This is a genomic window from Aromatoleum sp. (assembly GCF_036675785.1).
GTDB lineage: Bacteria > Pseudomonadota > Gammaproteobacteria > Burkholderiales > Rhodocyclaceae > Aromatoleum.
In genome coordinates this window covers 1-17,707 of sequence record NZ_JAKFEF010000062.1, presented here as the reverse complement: position 1 = coordinate 17,707, position 17,707 = coordinate 1, and the positions used below count along the sequence as shown (strand labels likewise).

Sequence of the window (17,707 nt, the reverse complement as noted above, 5' to 3'; positions counted from 1 at the left end):
TCGCGATCAGGCCGCGGACTTCGCTTCCGAGGCCGGTGCTGGCTCGATCGGGATGTAATACCCGTCATTGCCGATCGGGGTCAGCGGCAGGCCGGCCTTCGTGCGGCGCTTGCGCTCCTGTGACAGCGCAGGGCAGGCGCGCTCGTCGGTGTAGAGGACCATGCACTCGAGGCAGTGCAGGCACTCGCGCTGGTCGATGCGTCCGTTCGCGTCGATCGCCTGCGCGCCGCACGCCACTCCGCACGCTTTGCAGGAATTGCACTTCTGCTTGCGGTCGAGACCGAACCAGCGGAACGTCGAAGGCATCGCGAGCGAGGCGCCGAGCGGGCACAGGTACTTGCAGAACGGCCGCTCGATGAAGATCGACAGCCCGAGCAGACCTGCGGCGAACAGCGTGTAGGGCCAGCTGCGGTTGAACAGGCCGACGAGGAAGGTCGTCTTGAACGGCTCGACTTCGGCGAGCTTCTCCGCGAGTCCCATCGAGAAGAACGACACCGCGAGCAGCCCGAAGAACACGGCGTACTTCACCCACTTCAGGCGGTCGTGCCACTTGCGCGGCAACTGGAACTGGAAGCGCTTGAGGCCGACGACGCTGCCGAGCTTGTACAGCAGTTCCGACAGCGAGCCGAACGGGCACAGCCAGCCGCAGAACAGGCCCCGGCCCCAGACGAACACCGTGACGATGATGAAGATCCAGAACAGGAAGATGAACGGGTCGGTCAGGAACAGCTCCCACTTCCACTGGAACAGCAGCGCGTGGAACCACGTCAGCACCTGCGTGATCGACGGCTGCGCGAGCAGCCCGAAGCCGACGTAGCCGATGCTCACGACCCACGCGGTGTACTTGAACATATTGACCGGCCACTTGTTCTTGTGCGTCGAGCGGCGCGTGAGGCGGTCGCGGAACGTGTAAGCAGTGCCGACGCCGAGGAGCAGCGCGGCGAACAGCCCGATCTCGACGGCGCGCGTCTTCCATACGCGGACCCACGGCGCGTCTGGCTTGACGACCTCGGGTCGGCCGCCCTCGAGGTACGCCGCGGGCAGCCAATACTCGCTGTCGAAATTCGCGAAGCTGCGCGCACCGGTTTCGCGGTCGACCCGGTTGCCGAGAAACACGAGCTTCCACGGGTACGCGCCCGAGAAGGCCGGTGAACGGATGATGAAGATCGACGACTCGTTGAACGCCGGCGCGCCCGCCGCCGGAATGCCGTAGAGATTCACCGCGTCGAGGTCGCGGAACGTGAACGAGTCCGCGCCCTGGCGTACCTGCACGCGATCGTAGATGCCGCCGCGCACGAAGCCCGAGCCCTTGAACGATTCCTTGCCCGCGGTGCGGATCACGAACAGCGCATGTTCGCCTTCCTTCAGGCGGCTCATCAATGCGCGCCACGGCCCGTCGCCGAGGACTGCCCGGCCGACGTCCGGCTGATTTAGGTAGCCGTACCACAGCTCGATGAACGGCTCCTTGCCGCGCGGCAGTCCGACCTGCTCGGGCGTCACCGTCAAGCGCTGGATGCTGCCTTCCTTCACGAGCGCCGCCCAGTCGGGCTTCGCGCCGGTCTCGATGAACTTCGCCTGTTCGCGGATCGTCGGCTTCAGGATGCCGACCTGGCGACCAACCGCGGTGCCCGAAGTCATCATTACTTGGTTCTGCGCGATCACGGTCACCGTCGCACCGGAAATCGCGTCGAGGCCGATGATGTCTTCTTCGGGGCGGGAGCGGCCGATCTCGATGTTGTCGCCGATGAACTTGCCGAGGTACTGCTGGTTGAAACGGATCAACGCCGATTCGGGAATGCCGAGCAGAAGAATCGGTTCGGAGTGCTTCAGGATCTTCACGCCTGTGAAATGACCCTGCAAATCCATGCCGACCAGCGTGACGACCGGCTTGCCCGAGTACGCGGGCGTGTCGGTGATGTCGGTCGACAGCATCACGTAGCCGACCTTGCGCTTCGCCCCGTTCTCGTCCGCATAGCCTTCGACGTACGGGGGCTGTCCCTTGCGCTCCGAGAACGAGGTCGCGCCGGGCAGCACCTCGCCGCACGGGACATGGTCGCACATCTGCGGGGCGGTATTGAGTTCGTCGGGAAGCTTCGCCTCGTACGCGTCGGCGAGGGCTGCGGATGCGGGCAGCACCAGCGCGAGGGAAACCAGAATGTTCCGAAGTACGGCCGGGAAGTTCATGGCAGTTCCGTTTGCGGGGGTATTGGCAGTCTAAAAACCCTGCCCCCGTATGTAATTGTTCCTGGTCAATTAATAAATTAGTGACTGCTGAAACAGCAAAAAAACGAGGGGCGCGCAGCCCCTCGAAACGATCACCCCATCGGTTTCCCCCGGTACGGGGGAGGGTGTTGCACCTGCCGGAAACAAAACCCATCCGGCAGGTCTTGCGAGACGGAAGCGGCGTCGCTTACGCCTCGACAATCATGCGGCTGCGCATCTCGAGGTGCAGCGCGTGGCAGAAGTGCGTGCAGTAGCACCAGAACACGCCGGCCTTGTCGGCCTTGAAGGTCACCGAGGCAGTTTCCTGCGGGTTCACGATGAAGTTGATGTTGTACTTCGGAATCGCGAAGCCGTGCGTCAAGTCTTCGATCTTGTCGAGGTTCGTCAGGATCAGCGTGACTTCGTCGCCGACCTTCACCTTGAACTCCGGCAGGCTGTACGCCGGGGCCTGCGAGGTCAACTTCACGGTGACCTTCTTGCCCTCGCGGAACACCCCGGACTCACTAGGCAGCTTCACCGCATGCGGGAAGTCCTCGAGCGTGTAGACCTGCTTCGGACTGAGCAACTCCCGCTTGAAAATGATGAAGTCATGCGGCTCGGGACGGACCGGGTGGTCGGCGACGTGCACCATCTTCTCGCCCGAGATATCGACCAGCTGTTCGGTTTCCGCATGCAGCGGACCGACCGGCAGGAAGCGGTCCTTCGAGAACTTGCATCCGACGCACAGCCACTTGCCGTCCGCCGCGACGGTTTCCGATTGCGACGCGTTGATGTGGCCCGGCTGGTAATGCACGTCCAGCCGATCGACGACGTACTGTGCCGCCTTGTCACCCCCGTGGAACTTGATCGCCGCGTCGATGTTCCACTTCACGATCTGGCTGTCGAGGAACAGCGTCGTGTATGCATTACCGCGGCCGTCGAACGCCGTATGCAGCGGGCCGAGGCCGATCTCGACTTCGGCGACGATCGCCTGGTCGGGGTTCTCGAGCTTGCCGTCGAACCAGTCGAGCACCTTCGCAACTTCGATCACCGTCGCGGTCGGCGACAGTTTGCCGGCGCAGATGAAGTACTTGGTGTCCGGGGTGGCGTTCACGCCGTGCGGATTCTTCGGGACGCTGACGGTGCAGGTGAGCGCGGTCTTCGGATCCTTGTTCGCTGCGCGCGTGCCGTCGACGACGGGGACTTTCGAATCGCCGATCGTGGTGTACTTGCCGTCCTTCACCGCCTGCTCGATGCGGGCGATGTTGAAGAACAGGCACGCGTCGCGTTCGGCCGACATCATGTCTACGTAATGGACGCCGCTTTCGAGGTTGTACTGGTTCGTCGCGGCGAGCTTGCCGTCGAACGACGTCGCGGTGAGGTCGCAGTTGCCGTCGATCAGGACTTGCCAGCGGACTTCCATCGATTCGGCGTCGACGCAGGTGAAGAGCGCACGGTATTTCGACGTGTCCTCGAGATCGGTCCCGTTATTCGGCAGCGGAACCTGGAACTCGGCACCGCAGAACACGCGGGTCGTGTAGTTGATGGCGGGATCGACCGGGTCGCGCTTGTCCGGGAAGATGCCGTGGAAACCCTGGACGTTCGGGATTTCAATGATCTTGTCGCAGATAAAATAGTCGAGCCGGATGCGGGCGATGCGGCTGTTGATCTTTTCGTTGATCCACGCGTAGCGGCCGTCGTAATTGCCGTCCTTGTACGACGCGTGCGTGTGGTGCGTATCGCCAACGGTGTACTTCAAGCTGCCGTCGGGCTTCGTGCCCATGATCGCTTTCGATTCGTTCGTGAGGCCCCAGCCGGTCAGCGCGTCGGGGACGAAACACGGCACCCGGTGCAGCTCCCGGCCCGAAGGCATGCCGAGCACGCGGAAGTCGCCGGTGTGGCCGCCGCTCCACAAACCGTAATACGTATCGAGTTCGCCCGGCTTCAGATGCACGCCAGCAGACGTCGCGTGCGCCGCAGGAGCGGCGCCGGGCGCCTCGGCGCCCGGCGCCGGGGCCTGTTCCTGCTTGCATGCGGACAGGCCGACGGAAAGGCCCGCGCCGGCGAGACCGGCGAACGCGGCGGTGTTGAGGAACTTGCGGCGGCTCGGGTCCGGTTGGCCGTCAAGCTTTTGATCCGGGTGCTGGCTCATGTGATCGACTCCGTTTTACAAGGTGATCGCTTCTTCATCGACGTTCGCTCGCCCTTGCCGCAAGGGCGGGACCGTCTTGTGATTAGGTAAGGTTGGGCGCGCGGGCTGCGTCGGGCGCACGCGGCACTTTAGGACAGCATGCTCCACGAATCCTTGACCAAGATTAAGGAAACCCGGTAGTCGAAGGGGATTTACAGGCATGCCGACGGGCAGGACGCGGCGCGGGGCTCAGGCCGGCGACAGCGACACGAAGATCATCAGCACCAGCGGGATCCACAGCACGACGGCGACGCTGTACACCATGTAGGCGACATGCAGCGTCTCGAGGTCGTCGGCGATCTTCAACTGGTCCCGGATATCGCGGTGGAGCGAGCGCAGCGCGACGACGTGCGCGAGCAGGTGAGCGGCGACGAGCGCCGCGAGGCTCGGCACCGCGAGGACGATGGCCGACGCCCACAGCGGTGACGCGGTGCGGGCCGCGAACACATAGGCTTGCGCCGGTGAGGGGCGCGATTGGCTGGAGGGTGCCGTCAGGCGCAGCATCGCGGCGACGAGGGTGACGGTTGCGAGTTCGGCGACGAACACGAGCAGCGCGATCCATTCCCAGTTCGCGGACAGCGGGTCGAGCCGGTAGACCTCCGGGTGATCGCGCATCGCGAACACGATCATGAGCGGCGGAATCGCCGCGAACGGCAGGACGGTGCGGACGAACGTCGCGGTCCGAGTAGGTGTCGAGGGCGCCAATGCCGTCTCCGTCGGCCCGGGGTCAGGCGTCGGGATCCTGGACGATTCCCTGTTCCACCGCAAATACCGCGGCCTGCACGCGGCTCGTTAGGTTGAGCTTGCGCAGGATGTTCTGGACGTGGATCTTCACCGTGCTCTCGGCGAGGTCCAGTTCACGGGCGATCTCCTTGTTGCTCTGGCCGCGCGCGATGAAGCCGAGGATCTCGCGCTCGCGCGGCGACAGCTTGTTGAGTTCGGACGCGACGACGGCCTGCGCGGGGTTGGCGCGGGGCGGGAGCTCGCCGCGCACGCCCTTCAGGAGTTTGCCCATCATCTGCGGCGAGATGATCGATTCGCCTTCGGCCGCCTTGTGGATCGCCGAGATCAGGGTTTCGGCCTCGATGTTCTTCAGCAGGTAACCGCACGCGCCCGCGCGCAACGTTTCGATCAGGTCCTCGGCGTCCTCGGAAACCGTGAGCATCAGCACGCGGGAGGCGGGCGACTCCTCGGCCATCATCGCCGCCGCGTCGCGGCCGGACAGGCCCGGCATATGCAAGTCGAGCAGCACGACGTCCGGCTCGAGCTGACCGGCACGCTTGACACCCTCCATGCCGTCGCCGGCTTCCCCGACGATTTCGAACTCCGCGTGGCGCTGCAGCAGCGACTTGATGCCGCTGCGGAAAAGCGCATGGTCGTCGACAAGAAGCACGCGGATCGGCTCTGGCATCAATGAATTTCCTTGTACAGGCGGGGGAGTTCGAGGCGAACTTCGGTTCCGTTGCCCGGTGACGAGCTTACCGCGAACTTGCCGCCGATGCGCACGGCGCGTTCCCGCATGATCTGCAGCCCGATGTGCGCTTCCCGCGCGGCCGCGCTGCGATCGGCTTCGTCGAAGCCGACGCCGTCGTCGCGCACGGTGACGACGAGCCCCTCGACGCCGCGCCGCACCGCGACTTTCACCGAGCGCGCGTTCGCGTGCTTGCGCACGTTCGACAGCGCCTCCTGCACGATGTAGAGGATCTGCGTTTCCGATTCGGCATCGAGCGGCGCGGCGTCGCCTTCGATCTTGAGATCGGTCGCGATACTGGTCTGGTCGGCGAGGCGACGCAGCGTGGCGCCGATCGCCATCCCGAGATCCTGCTTCTCGACCCGCGTGCGGAAATGCACCAGCAGCTCGCGCACGTCGTCATAGCTCTCCTGCACGCCCTGGCGGAGCATCGCGAGAGTGTCGCGGGCTTCGCGCGGTTCGTCGCGGTCGAGCGCGTCCTCGAGCATCTGCACCTGCAGGTTCATGAACGCAAGGCCTTGCGCGATCGAGTCGTGCAGTTCGCGCGCGAGCAGGTTGCGCTCTTCGGACACCGCGAGTTCGCGGCCGCTCGCCTGCAGGCGCTGGTTTTCGATCGCGATGCCGAGCTGCTGGCCGAGCGTCTCGAGCAGCAGCTGGTCGGATTCGGAGAGCGGCCGCATGTCGGTGAAATACAGGTTGTAGATGCCGAGCGTCTGCTTGCCCGCGGTGATCGCGGTCGCGGAGACGACGCGGAATCCGGCGAGCCGGCAGCCGCCGAGCGTCAGCAACGCCGACGGGCGGTCGACCTCGCAGACGAACGACGAGCCGCGCCGGGCCGCTTCGCCGCAGACGCAGTCGCCGCAGTCGAGCACCGCTTCGCGGATGATGAAGCTTTCGTCGAGTCCGAGCTGGACCGTCAGGCAGAGGTTGTGCGAATTGTGGTCGAGCAGCCGCGCCGAACTCGCTCGCGCGCCGAACGTCGCCTGCACCCGCTCGAGGAATCCCTGGCACAGGCCGTCGACGTCGTTCGGTTCGCGCAGGAAGGCGCCGATGCTGTAGAGGATTTCGAGCTCGCGGTTCTTTTCGGCAAGGCTCTGCGTCTTTGCGACGACGCGTTCTTCGAGCGTCCCGTAGAGGCCTTGCAGGTGCACCGCCATGCGGTTGAAGCCTTCGGACAGCTCGCCGAATTCATCGCTCGCGAGCACCGGCACGCGAGCGTTGAAGTCGTCCTGTTCCATGCGCTTCATGCCGTCCTGCAATTCCGACACCGGCCGGATCACGAGGACGAAGAAGAAACGGATCAGGACCAGCGTCCCGATGACCGCCAGCGCGATCAGCGAGACCTGCGACGCGCGCAGGATATCGGTGTTGCGCGCGTAGCTGCGTTCCATCTTCAGCACGACGTCGTTGACGCCAGTGACGAAACTCTTGACCGTGTGGTCGAACTCCACGAGGTTCGACGTCAGGCGTCCGGGCTCGGGTTCGAGCAGGATGGCGTCGAGCACGGGACGAATCCGCGTCTTCCAGAATTGCGCTATCCGCTCGACGTCGCGGGGAATGCCGGCGTCCTTCGGGATGAAAAGCGGCCGTTGCGGATCGCCGCGCCGCAATTCGTCGAGGACCCGCTCGAAGTCGTCGAGCTCGCGCCGCAGCCGGTCCGCGAAGGCGAGCGGCTCGGCGAGCGAGCTGGCGTTGGCGCGCCACAGCATCTGATCGATGCGATGCGCCCGCATCCGCAGGCTGCCCGCGTCGTTGATCGCGGCGGCGGCCCCCTGCAATTGCCAGGACATGAAAAGCGTCAGCCCGATCGCAGTCAGCGCGACGACGAAGAACACCAGCAGGATGCCGGTGATCTTCGTGGCGAGACTGTTTCGGGCTGGCAGCATGGATGTGACCGGTTGGGGGAGGGCGCAAGACTACGGTGCGACCAGCCCCCGAAGCAAGACCGGACGGCGGGGTTTGCCGTCCGGCCGTCGGCGTTCAGGCCGACGCGGTCGCCTTCACGCGGCGCTTCGAGCGGACGATCTGGTACGCGCGGCCGACATAGGAGAGCGGCGCGGTCAGGATATGCACGAGGCGGGTGAAGGGGAACAGCAGGAACACCGTCATGCCGAGCACCATGTGCAGGCGGAACACCGGCTCGACGTCGGCGAGCAGCGACGGTTGCGGCTGCAGCGTCAGCACGCTCTGCACCCAGCCCGACAGCGCGAGCATCACGGCGGCGTCGCCGTGGTTCGCGTGGCCGATCGACACCGGCAGCGTCGACAGGCCAGCGAGCAGCGTGATCATCAGCCAGCTCAGGATGAACGCGTCCATCCGGCGGCCGGCTGCGCGCACCCGCGGGTTGAACATCCGGCGCAGCCACAGGATCGCGCCGCCGATCAGGCACATCGTGCCGAACACGCTACCGGCCATGATCGCGAGCCACTGGTGGTCCATGTCGGAGACGCCGAGCGCGATCCACAAGCCGTGCGGCAGCACCAGACCGGCGAAATGGCCTCCGAAGATCGACAGGATGCCGACGTGGAAGAGGTTGCTCGCGAGCCAGACGTTGTTCTTCGACAGCAGCTGCGACGAGTCGGTCTTCCACGTGTACTGCGCGTTGTCGTACCGGACCCAGCTGCCGACGATGAAGATCGTCAGCGCGATGTAGGGGTAAACCCCGAAAAAGAAGTTCAGCAGATTCATTGATGTCTCCTCAGGCGGCCAGGCGGGCGAGGCTGCCCTGTTTCTCGATGATCCGGATCAGCGGCGCGTACGCGCTGCCGGATTTTTCCAGGTTGTCGGCGAGCACCTTCAGCACTTTCGCGACGTCGGCGAGGAACACGCGTGCCTCGTCGAGCCACAGCGTCGAGACGAACTCGAGGATCACCGGCAGGTAGTCCGGCAGCTCCTTTTCGTCGGCCTTCAGCCCGTAGCTGCGGTAGAACTCGCCGAGGTCGATCAGCGCGGGCCCGCGCGACTTTTCCTCGCCGAAGATGTGGTGCGTGAGATGCAGGCTGTGCTCGGCCGTGAGGTCGAAGTTCTGCACGTACGCGCCTTGCAGCGCCATCGGGTCGGCCTCGAGCAGCGTCGTGATGAAGCTCGCGATCGTTTGCAGCTCGACCGCGCTGAACGCGTCGGCCTCGTCGAGGCCCTCGACGAACGCGAGCGGGTCGTTGCCGGCCGTTTCACGCAGCGACGCGAGGAGCTCGTCGGACGGGTAGTCCAGCAGGACGGACAACAGGCGGAAGATTTTCATCGTCGTTTCCTTCAATCGCGGGGTTCGGCGACCGGAGCCGGGTTGCGCGGCTCGGCGGACGTCGTGCGGCGCTCGGGGAACAGCGAGAAGGTGCCGTGCCCCTTCGACGTATCCGCGCCGAACGTGAAGCCGTTCTGCCCCTGGAACGCGTGGTAGTCGTCGAGGCGGATCTCCTCGTGCGCGGTCGGCACGACGAAGCGGTCTTCGTAGTTCGCGATCGCCAGATAGCGATACATCTCCTTCGCGATGTTGTCGTCGATGCCGGCGCGCAGCAGCGGGCCGAGATCGGGCTTGCCGTCGACGTGCACCGAGCGCATGTACGAACGCATCGCGAGCAGGCGGTTGAGCGCGGTCTGGATGTACTCGGTCTTGCCGGCGGTCAGCAGGTTCGCGAGGTACTGCACCGGCAGGCGCATCGCTTCGGCCTTCGGGATCACGCCGTCGGCCTCGGTCGGCAGGTTCTTCTGGTCGATCTGCGACTGCACCGGCGAGAGCGGCGGCACGTACCAGATCATCGGCAGCGTGCGGAACTCGGGGTGCAGCGGGAACGCGATCTTCCACTCGACGGCCATCTTGTAGATCGGCGACTTCTGCGCGGCGTCGATCCAGCTCTGCGGCACGCCGTCCTTGATCGCCTGTTCGATGATCTTCGGGTCGTACGGATCGACGAAGAGGTCCAGATGCGCCTTGTAGAGGTCCTGCTCGTTGTCGGTCGAGGCGGCGTCGAGGAGCTTGTCGGCGTCGTAGAGGATGATGCCGTTGTAGCGGATGCGGCCGACGCAGGACTCGGAACAGACGGTCGGCAGGCCGGACTCGACGCGCGGGTAGCAGCCGATGCACTTCTCGGCCTTCGAGGATTCCCAGTTGAAGAACACCTTCTTGTACGGGCAGCCGGAGATGCACATCCGCCAGCCGCGGCAGCGGTCCTGGTCGGCGAGCACGATGCCGTCTTCCTCGCGCTTGTACATCGCGCCCGACGGGCACGACGCGACGCACGCCGGGTTGATGCAGTGGTTGCAGATGCGCGGCAGGTAGAGGTGGAAGGTGTTCTCGAACTGCTTGTACATCTCCTTCTGCATGTTCGCGAAGTTCGAGTCCTGGGCGCGCGCGGCGAATTCACCGGCGAGGTCGTCCTCCCAGTTCGGGCCCCAGGTGATCTTGTCCATCTTCTCGCCGGTGATCTGCGACACCGGGCGCGCGGTCGGCGCGGCTTCCGACAGCGGCGCGTTCTGCAGGCGCGCGTAGTCGTACGTGAAGGGCTCGTAGTAGTCGTCGATCTGCGGCATGTTCGGGTTCGCGAAGATCTGGATCATCTTCTTGATCTTGCCGCCGGCCTTCAGCTCGAGCTTGCCATTGACCTTCTCCCAGCCGCCTTTCCACTTCTCCTGGTCTTCCCAGTTCTTCGGATAGCCGATGCCGGGCTTGGATTCGACGTTGTTGAACCAGGCGTACTCGATGCCCTTGCGGTTCGACCACACGTTCTTGCAGGTCACCGAGCAGGTGTGGCAGCCGATGCACTTGTCGAGGTTGAAAACCATCGCGAATTGCGCGCGTATCTTCATTTGAATCTCCTGTGTCCTTTTACGTACTCCGCAGCGCGGGAGCGGGCGGGGAAGGGGTGAGGGGTCAGCACCCCTTGCCCGTCGCCGCGTGCCCGCGCGCGAAGTACTCGGTCGTGTGCGTTAGCGGGTCCCGATGCCGACCGGGTTGCGCTGCGCCTCGCGTTCGGGCGTCAGCGGCCGTTCGAGCCAGTCGATGTCCTGGTCCGCGATCTTGTGCAGCACGACCATTTCGTCGCGCTGGCAGCCGACCGTGCCGTAGTAGTTGAAGCTGTACGCGAGCTGGGCGTAGCCGCCGACCATGTTCGTCGGCTTCACGATCACGCGCGTCACCGAGTTCAGGATGCCGCCACGCTTGCCGGTCGAGGGCGAGCCCGGGACATTCACGTTCTTCTCCTGGGCGTGGTACATCAGCGCAACGCCGCGCGGCACGCGCTGGGAGACGACCGCGCGGGCCATCGTCGCGCCGTTCGCGTTGATCGCCTCGACCCAGTCGTTGTCGCGCAGGCCGATTTCCTTCGCGTCGTCTTCCGACACCCACACGTACGGGCCGCCGCGGAACAGCGACAGCATCCGCAGGTTGTCCTGGTAGGACGAATGGATGCCCCACTTCGAGTGCGGCGTCAGCCACGACAACGTCAGGTGCGGCTTCTTGCGGACCGAATCCGGGATCAGGTTCTGCGCCTTCATGTCGACCGGCGGACGATAGGCGCAGAAGCCTTCGCCGAAGTCGAGGAACCACTCGTGGTCCTGATAGAAGTGCGCGCGGCCGGTCAGCGTGCGGAACGGGATGTGCTCGTGGATGTTCGTGTAGCCGGCGGTGTAGCTGACCGTCTCCGACTCGATCCCCGACCACGTCGGCGCGGTGATGATCTTGCGCGGCTGGGCCTGGATGTCGCGGAAGGTGATCTTGTCCTCGTGACGTCCGGCGTACAGGTGGTGGTGGTCGATGCCGGTTTTCTTCGACAGTGCCGACCACGACTTGTGCGCGACTTCACCGTTGGTTTCCGGCGCCATCCGCATCACCGCGTCGCACACCGAGATGTCCTCCTCGAGCGACGGCATGCCGAACGAGATCCCCGGCAGCTTCACGGTGTAGTTGCACTTCTTGAGCTCTTCGTACTCCTGGTCCGTGTTCCAGTCGATGCCCTTGACGTTGTTGCCGAGCTTGGTCATCAGCGGGCCGAGCGCGATGTACTTCTTGTAGGTATTCACGAAGTCGCGCTCGACGAGCTTCAACAGCGGCATCGTCTTGCCCGGGATCGGCTCGCACTCGCCCTTCTTCCAGTCGCGCACCTGGCCCAGCGGCGTCGCGAGCTCGAACGGCGAGTCGTGCTGCATCGGCAGCGCGACGACGTCCTTGACGACGCCGAGGTGCTTCTCGGCGAGGTCGGAGAAGGTCTTCGCGATCGTGCGGAAGATCTGCCAGTCCGACTTCGACTCCCAGCCCGGCGTCACCGCTTCGGACAGCGGGTGGATGAACGGGTGCATGTCGGTGGTGTTGAGGTCGTTCTTCTCGTACCACGTCGCGGTCGGCAGGATGATGTCCGAATAGGCGCCGGTCGAGTTCAGCCGGAAGTTGATGTCCACCATGAGGTCGAGCTTGCCGACCGGGGCCTCGTCGCGCCACTTCACTTCCTTCGTGCCCTTGCCGTCGCCGCCTTCCTGCAGCACGCCGTTCTGCGCGCCGAGGAGATGCTTCAGGAAGTACTCGTGGCCCTTCGCCGACGAGCCGATCAGGTTCGCGCGCCACACGAAGAGGTTGCGCGGCCAGTTCTCCTCGGCGTCCGGGTCGGCGAACGCCACGTCGAGCTTGCCGCTCTTCAGCTCATCGACGATGTACTTCGCGACGCCCGCTTCGTCGGTCGCGCCGGCCTTCTCGGCGGCTGCGACGAGTTCGAGCGGGTTGCGGTTGAAGTGCGGCGCCGACGGCAGCCAGCCCATCCGCGTCGCGGCGACGTTGTAGTCGGCGAGCTTGTAGCCCTTGTTCTTGGCCTTCGCCGCCGGCTGCAGCAGATCGTCGGCGTCAATCGTCTCGTAGCGCCACTGGTCGGTGTGGAAGTACCAGTACGACGTCGAGTTCTGGTGACGCGGCGGACGCTGCCAGTCGGTCGCGAACGCGATCGGCGCCCAGCCGGCCTGCGGACGCAGCTTCTCCTGGCCGACGTAGTGCGCCCAGCCGCCGCCGCTCTGGCCGACGCAGCCGCACATGTGCAGCAGGTTCATGATCGACCGGTACTGCATGTCGTTGTGGTACCAGTGGTTGATCGCCGCGCCCATGATGATCATCGACTTGCCGCGGGTCTTCGACGCGTTCTGCGCGAACTCCCGGCCGGTGCGCTCGATGTCGGCGGCCTTCACGCCGGTGACCCGCGCGGCCCACGCGGGAGTGTAGGCGACGGTCGCGTCGTCGTAGGACTTCGCGACGTTCTTGCCGCCAAGCCCGCGGTCGATGCCGTACTGTGCGACCTGCAGGTCGAACACGGAGGTCACGTACACCGTCTCGCCCGACGCGAGAACCAGCTTGCGCGCGGGGACGTTGCGGTATAGCAGGCCGGGTTCGCCCGGCTGGAAGTGCGGGAAGCCGACCGAGACGACGTCATCGCGGAGTTCGATGCACGACAGTTCGGCTTGGATTTCCTGCTGCGTCGCGGCATCCTTCGGCAGCAGGTTCCACTTGCCTTCTTCGCCCCAGCGGAAGCCGATCGAGCCGTTCGGCGCGACGTAGGAGTTCGAGCGCGAGTCGAAGACGATCGTCTTCCAGTCGGGGTTGTTTGCTTCGCCGAGGTTGCCCTCGAAGTCGGCCGCGCGCAGGTTGCGGTCCGGCACGAACGCGCCGTCGTGCGCCCGCAGGATCACCTGCATCGGCAGGTCGGTGTACTTGCGCGCGTACTCCTGGAAGTAGGGCTCCTGGCGGTCGATGAAGTATTCCTTCAGCGCGACGTGGCCCATCGCGAGGAAGGCGGCGGCGTCGGTGCCCTGTTTGACCGGCATCCACAGGTCGGCGAATTTCACGTATTCGGCGTAGTCCGGTGCCATCGACACGATCTTCGTGCCCTTGTAGCGGACTTCGGTCGCGAAGTGCGCGTCCGGCGTGCGCGTCATCGGCAGGTTCGCGCCGGTGATGATGACGTAGGTCGAGTTGTACCAGTCGGCCGCCTCGGGCACGTCGGTCTGCTCGCCCCAGGTCTGCGGGCTTGCCGCCGGCAGGTCGCAGTACCAGTCGTAGAACGAGCCGCAGGCCGCGCCGATCAGCGACAGGTACCGCGCACCGGCCGCGTACGAGATCATCGACATCGCCGGAATCGGCGAGAAACCGTAAATCCGGTCCGGACCCCACTTCTTGATCGTGTAGATGTTCGCCGCGGCGATGATCTCGTTGACTTCCTTCCAGTCGGTGCGCACGAAGCCGCCGAGGCCGCGGACCTTCACGTACTTGTCACGCTTCGTGTTGTCGGCCTGGATCGCCGCCCACGCTTCGACCGGATCCTTGCCGGTCTTGCGCTCGGCGCGGTAAAGCTCGAGCAGGCGTCCGCGGATCATCGGATGCTTGATGCGGTGCGGCGAGTACAGGTACCACGAGAACGACGCGCCCCGCTGACAGCCGCGCGGCTCGTGGTTCGGCAGGTCCTCGCGGGTCCTCGGGTAGTCGGTCTGCTGCATCTCGAACGACACCAGGCCGTTCTTCACGAAGATCTTCCACGAACAGCCGCCGGTGCAGTTCACGCCGTGCGTCGAGCGCACGACCTTGTCGTGGCGCCAGCGGTTGCGGTAGGCGTCCTCCCACTGGCGGTCTTCATGAGTGACGATGCCGTGGCCGCCGGCGAAGGTGTCCTTCACCTGATCGAAGAACTTCAGTCGGTCGAGAAAATGACTCATTGCTTGCTCCTGTCAATCCGTTGCGTGTCGGTCGATGCCCGGGCTGCCGGTTTCGCTGCGGAAACGGCGTCAGCCGTCGGGCCGCGGCTGCCACCGGAGCGGGTCCGGCAGCGGGCACTCGTTCTTGAAGATCTCTGGTTGGGTCAGGGGTTTTTGATGTAGGCGTTCTTGCGGAGGTAGAACCACCAGTTGAGGACGAGGCAGGCGGCGTAGAACACCGCGAAGCCGTACATCGCGTTCTCCGGCGTGCCGGCCTTGATCTGCCCGCCGATGACGACCGGCGCGATAAACGAGCCGTAGGCCGCGACCGCCGAGGTCCAGCCGAGCACCGGGCCGCGCTGGTCCTGGTCGAAGACGAAGCCGACCGTGCGGAAGGTCGAGCCGTTGCCGATGCCGGATGCGGCGAACAGCAGGATGAAGAGCAGCATGAACGCGAGGAAGTAGCTCTCGGGCGTGGCCGACTGGTAGGCGAGATGCATCACGTAGCCGGTCACCGCCGACGCGCCGACGAGCACGACCGAGATCACCTGCGTGACGATCGAGCCGCCGAGCTTGTCGGAGATCCAGCCGCCCAGGGGGCGGATCAGCGCGCCGACGAAGGGGCCGATCCACGCGAACATCAGCGCGGACGGTGCGTTCGGGTTCTTCGCATGCACCCAGGCGTTCGCGGCCGCGTCGAAGGTGTGGGTGTTACCGAAGATCACCGTGATCGACAGCGGCAGCGCCATGGAGAAGCCGATGAACGAGCCGAAGGTCACGACGTAGAGCGCCGTCATCGACCAGGTGTGCTTGTTGCCGAAGATGCCGAACTGCTTGTTCAGGTTCGTCTTCATCTCTCCGGTGGCGACCGCCTTCAGCGCGAACAGCGTGCCGAAGATCACCAGCGGCAACACGATCCACATGCCGTTGCCGGCGAGCAGGCCGGAGCCGGTCGGAGCGGGCAGATAGAGGTACAGACCGATGCCGGAGACGGCGAGCGCGATGCCATACATCAGCAGGATCCGACCCATCGCCGCGCCGTTCGAGCCGATGTTCGGCGACACGACCTTGAGGTTGTTCAGACCGAACCAGCCGACCACCGCGAGCGGCACGAGGAGCAGCAGCCACAGGAAGCCGGCGTTCTGCACGTAGGTCGGCGTGCCTGCAGCGATCTTGCCGATCAGGGTCGCCGAGTCCTTCGCGAGCGGGATCGCGTCGCCGCCGATCGCACCGAACAGGCCCAGCGTCATCACCGCGGGAATCAGGATCTGCGACGTCGTGACGCCGAAGTTGCCGAGGCCCGCGTTGAGGCCCAGGGCCGTGCCCTGCAGCCGCTTCGGGAAGAAGGTGCTGATGTTGGCCATCGAGCACGCGAAGTTGCCGCCGCCGATGCCCGACAGGAGGGCCATCAGCTGGAACACCCACAGCGGCGTGTTCTTGTCCTGCAGCGCGATGCCGGTGCCGAGCGCCGGGATCATTAGCAGCGCGGTCGTCAGCCAGACCGTGTTGCGCCCGCCGCAGATGCGGATGAAGAAGGACGCCGGGATGCGCAGCGTCGCCCCCGACAGACCCGAAATCGCCGCGATGGAGAACAGCTGGTCGGGTGTGAACGGGAAGCCCGCATTGGCCATCTGCACCGTGATGATCCCCCACATCAGCCACACGGCGAAGCCGCACAACAGGCTGGGGATCGAGATCCACAGGTTGCGGTTGGCGATGCGCTTGCCCGTGTGGGCCCAGAACTGTTCGTCCTCGGGGCGCCAGTCGGCGATATCCGGGCCGCGCGGACGCTCGCCAGGCCGGACGCCGACGCGTCCTCCGGCCGGGCCCGGGACCGGCGGAATCGGGCGGAGGTTTGCAGGTGCCATCGATTTGCTCCTGTTCATAGGATGCTTGGTGGTATCGGGGAGAGGGCGGGGGTGACGGCGCGCTTACTTCGTCGCCGCTACAGCGACGCCGTGCATAACGTCGGTACGGCGGACTTCGGTCCAGTACATCCAGATCAGCGACACCCAGGTGACGCCGTAGAGCAGCATGAAGGCGCTCGAGCGCACGCCGGTCAGGTCGAGCAGCGCGCCGAACAGGATCGGCAGCAGGAAGCCGCCGAGCCCGCCGACGAGACCGACGATTCCCGACACCGCGCCGATCTGGCCCGGGAACTCGTCCGAGATGTACTTGAACACCGAGGCCTTGCCGAACGCCCACGCGACGCCGACCGTGAACATCAGGACCGTGAAGAACCACACGTTGTGGTGGATCGCGAAGGTCTTCGGGCCGGACACCGTCATCACCGTGAATTCGGTGTGCGGGTAGGACAGCAGGAAGAGGCAGATCCACGACACCCACATGACCCACCACGTGACCTTGTGCGCGCCGAAGCGGTCCGAGAACCAGCCGCCCACCGCGCGCAGCACGCCGCCCGGCAGCGAGAAACAGGCCGCGAGCAGCGCCGCGGTCTCGAGGCCGAGGCCGAACTCGGCCACGTAGTATTTCGTCATCCACAGCGCGAGCCCGACGTAGCCGCCGAACACGATCGAGTAGTACTGGCAGTACTTCCACACCCGCGGGTCCTTCAGCACGCGCAGCTGATCGCCGAACGTGACGCCGGAATTCACGCGGTGCGACGGGTCGTCGTAAGTGAAGAACCAGAACGCGATCGCGATCGCGAGCATCGCGGCGGCGAAGGCCTGCGGCACGAACTGCCAGCCGAACGCAACGACGAGCGCGGGTGCGACGAGCTTCGTCACCGCCGCGCCCGAGTTGCCGGCGCCGAACACGCCCATCGCGAAGCCCTGGTTCTTGCGTTCGAACCAGCGCGCGCAATACGCGATGCCGACCGAGAACGAGCCGCCGGCGAGCCCGACGAAGAGGCCGGCGAGGAGGAAGTGCCAGTACGCGGTCGCCTGGCTGATCAGCCAGATCGGCGCGACGGTCGAGAGCATCAGCGCGAAGAACACGACGCGGCCGCCGAGCTTGTCGGTCAGCATCCCGAGCGGAAGACGGATCAGCGAACCGGTCAGCACCGGCATCGCGGCGAGCAGGCCGAACTGAGTTTCGTTGAGGCCGAGCTGGGCCTTGATCGGAATGCCGATCACCGCGAACAGCATCCACGCGGCGAAACACATCGTGAATGCCGTCGTGCTCATGACGAGCACCGAAAACTGTTTCTGACGCGACGAGGCCAT

The 17,707-nt window shown here is 65.2% G+C and carries 11 protein-coding genes; all 11 read right to left on the bottom strand.

Features of this window, described 5'->3' with window-relative positions; genetic code table 11:
* Positions 1-6 precede the first annotated feature (6 nt).
* Entirely contained in the window at positions 7-2,184 is a 2,178-nt protein-coding gene (locus V6M37_RS12880; protein ID WP_332673877.1) for a 4Fe-4S binding protein, read from the bottom strand.
* Positions 2,185-2,410: 226 nt separating this feature from the next.
* Positions 2,411-4,354 (bottom strand): TAT-dependent nitrous-oxide reductase, encoded by a 1,944-nt coding sequence (gene nosZ / locus V6M37_RS12875; protein ID WP_332673873.1) that lies wholly within the window; start codon positions 4,352-4,354, stop codon positions 2,411-2,413.
* Between the two features lie 228 nt (positions 4,355-4,582).
* Positions 4,583-5,098: a hypothetical protein gene (locus V6M37_RS12870; protein WP_332673871.1), complete on the bottom strand. Its 516-nt coding sequence runs from the start codon at positions 5,096-5,098 to the stop codon at positions 4,583-4,585.
* Between the two features lie 22 nt (positions 5,099-5,120).
* On the bottom strand, positions 5,121-5,804 hold the full coding sequence (locus tag V6M37_RS12865) for a response regulator transcription factor (protein ID WP_332673869.1): 684 nt from the start codon (positions 5,802-5,804) through the stop codon (positions 5,121-5,123).
* The gene (locus V6M37_RS12860) at positions 5,804-7,750 is read right to left on the bottom strand and encodes a type IV pili methyl-accepting chemotaxis transducer N-terminal domain-containing protein (protein WP_332673868.1); all 1,947 of its coding nucleotides are present in this window, start codon (positions 7,748-7,750) and stop codon (positions 5,804-5,806) included. The genes V6M37_RS12865 and V6M37_RS12860 overlap by 1 nt, the downstream gene beginning before the upstream one ends.
* A 94-nt stretch (positions 7,751-7,844) precedes the next feature.
* Positions 7,845-8,552 carry a respiratory nitrate reductase subunit gamma gene (gene narI / locus V6M37_RS12855; RefSeq protein WP_332673867.1) on the bottom strand — a complete coding sequence of 236 codons (708 nt, stop codon included), beginning with the start codon at positions 8,550-8,552 and terminating at the stop codon, positions 7,845-7,847.
* 10 nt (positions 8,553-8,562) lie between these two features.
* On the bottom strand, positions 8,563-9,105 hold the full coding sequence (gene narJ, locus V6M37_RS12850; RefSeq protein WP_332673865.1) for a nitrate reductase molybdenum cofactor assembly chaperone: 543 nt from the start codon (positions 9,103-9,105) through the stop codon (positions 8,563-8,565).
* Positions 9,106-9,116: 11 nt separating this feature from the next.
* On the bottom strand, positions 9,117-10,667 hold the full coding sequence (gene narH, locus V6M37_RS12845; RefSeq protein ID WP_332673863.1) for a nitrate reductase subunit beta: 1,551 nt from the start codon (positions 10,665-10,667) through the stop codon (positions 9,117-9,119).
* A 120-nt stretch (positions 10,668-10,787) separates the two neighbouring features.
* Positions 10,788-14,543: a nitrate reductase subunit alpha gene (locus V6M37_RS12840; protein WP_332673861.1), complete on the bottom strand. Its 3,756-nt coding sequence runs from the start codon at positions 14,541-14,543 to the stop codon at positions 10,788-10,790.
* Between the two features lie 143 nt (positions 14,544-14,686).
* Positions 14,687-16,390 (bottom strand): MFS transporter, encoded by a 1,704-nt coding sequence (locus V6M37_RS12835; RefSeq protein ID WP_332673859.1) that lies wholly within the window; start codon positions 16,388-16,390, stop codon positions 14,687-14,689.
* 63 nt (positions 16,391-16,453) lie between these two features.
* A complete protein-coding gene (locus V6M37_RS12830; RefSeq protein WP_332673857.1) occupies positions 16,454-17,707 on the bottom strand; it encodes an MFS transporter in 1,254 nt (417 codons plus the stop codon).

What these genes read in the sequence shown, in the direction of transcription:
- narH (WP_332673863.1), bottom strand. Translation starts at nt 10,667, where the DNA reads ATGAAGATACGCGCGCAATTCGCGATGGTTTTCAACCTCGACAAGTGC.
- V6M37_RS12880 (WP_332673877.1), bottom strand. Translation starts at nt 2,184, where the DNA reads ATGAACTTCCCGGCCGTACTTCGGAACATTCTGGTTTCCCTCGCGCTG.
- V6M37_RS12835 (WP_332673859.1), bottom strand. Translation starts at nt 16,390, where the DNA reads ATGGCACCTGCAAACCTCCGCCCGATTCCGCCGGTCCCGGGCCCGGCC.
- V6M37_RS12840 (WP_332673861.1), bottom strand. Translation starts at nt 14,543, where the DNA reads ATGAGTCATTTTCTCGACCGACTGAAGTTCTTCGATCAGGTGAAGGAC.
- V6M37_RS12830 (WP_332673857.1), bottom strand. Translation starts at nt 17,707, where the DNA reads ATGGCCTCGTCGCGTCAGAAACAGTTTTCGGTGCTCGTCATGAGCACG.
- nosZ (WP_332673873.1), bottom strand. Translation starts at nt 4,354, where the DNA reads ATGAGCCAGCACCCGGATCAAAAGCTTGACGGCCAACCGGACCCGAGC.
- narI (WP_332673867.1), bottom strand. Translation starts at nt 8,552, where the DNA reads ATGAATCTGCTGAACTTCTTTTTCGGGGTTTACCCCTACATCGCGCTG.
- V6M37_RS12860 (WP_332673868.1), bottom strand. Translation starts at nt 7,750, where the DNA reads ATGCTGCCAGCCCGAAACAGTCTCGCCACGAAGATCACCGGCATCCTG.
- V6M37_RS12865 (WP_332673869.1), bottom strand. Translation starts at nt 5,804, where the DNA reads ATGCCAGAGCCGATCCGCGTGCTTCTTGTCGACGACCATGCGCTTTTC.
- narJ (WP_332673865.1), bottom strand. Translation starts at nt 9,105, where the DNA reads ATGAAAATCTTCCGCCTGTTGTCCGTCCTGCTGGACTACCCGTCCGAC.